The organism is Mycobacterium persicum (genome assembly GCF_002086675.1).
Classification (GTDB): domain Bacteria; phylum Actinomycetota; class Actinomycetes; order Mycobacteriales; family Mycobacteriaceae; genus Mycobacterium; species Mycobacterium persicum.
In genome coordinates this window covers 1-896 of record NZ_MVIF01000262.1, presented here as the reverse complement: position 1 = coordinate 896, position 896 = coordinate 1, and the positions used below count along the sequence as shown (strand labels likewise).

The 896-nt window shown below is 65.2% G+C and carries 1 pseudogene; it reads right to left on the bottom strand.

Going from position 1 to position 896, the window contains the following annotated elements:
• A pseudogene (locus BST40_RS30470) lies at positions 1–896 on the bottom strand (hypothetical protein); the annotation flags it as partial.

The window sequence follows — 896 nt, the reverse complement described above, 5'->3', positions numbered from 1 at the left end:
GCCGGGTGCGAGGACACGTCCGTAGACCTTGGTGAACAACACCGCGACGCGCCGGCCCAGCGGCGTGAGTTGGTAGCGGTGATGGCCGGGCAGCCTGACGATGAGCTCCTTGCGTTTGAGCCGCCGCAGATCGTAAGTGGCCTGCCTGCTGGTGTAGGAGCAGCCCAGTAGCGCGGTGACAGTGCGGACAAGGGCCGGGTTGTCGAACCCGGCGAGCAGGTGGGTGAATCCGACGACGGCGGCCATGACCGCCATCACCCGTGGATCCCCGAACGGCAGTCCGGGAGCGTGTTGACCATCGATCTGGGATGGTCGGGTCACCTGGGTGAAGGTGGCCACATCCGGAGCGGGCCGGGCATCGGCGGCTTGCGCGTCACACAGACGCTGGTTGGCGTTGTCGCCAACCGCCCGAAGGGCCTTCCAATTCTCGGCGGTTACCCGCCGGCCGATGCCGAAGTCGCGGGTGTTGCAGATGACCGTCTCGGTGCGCAACGCCCGCTGCTCCTTGAAATACTGCTTGATCCGGCTGGACTTGTAGTAGCAACTGATCTGCGGATCGACCCCTTTGGTGATGACCTTGGTGCGCCAGGTGCCCGGGGTGGTCTGGATGATCCGGCGGTCAAAGATCAGTGACACCGACTCGGGTCGCCCCACGTCGAGGTGGTCGCGGATGAGCTGTTCGAAAAACGACCGGCCCGCTGCTGGTCGGTCGAACACCCGGGTATCGGAGATCTCGAACTGGCGAAACGCCAACTCGTAGACGTAGCCGGCGCGCAAATCATCGCGGGTGAACGGGGAGGGCAGCCGCTTTTGCCAGCGCCAAAAGAAGCGCTTGACCGCGCCGGATCCGAGCCGGTCGCAGATTTCCTGCAGCGCCGCGGGATCATCACAGGCGC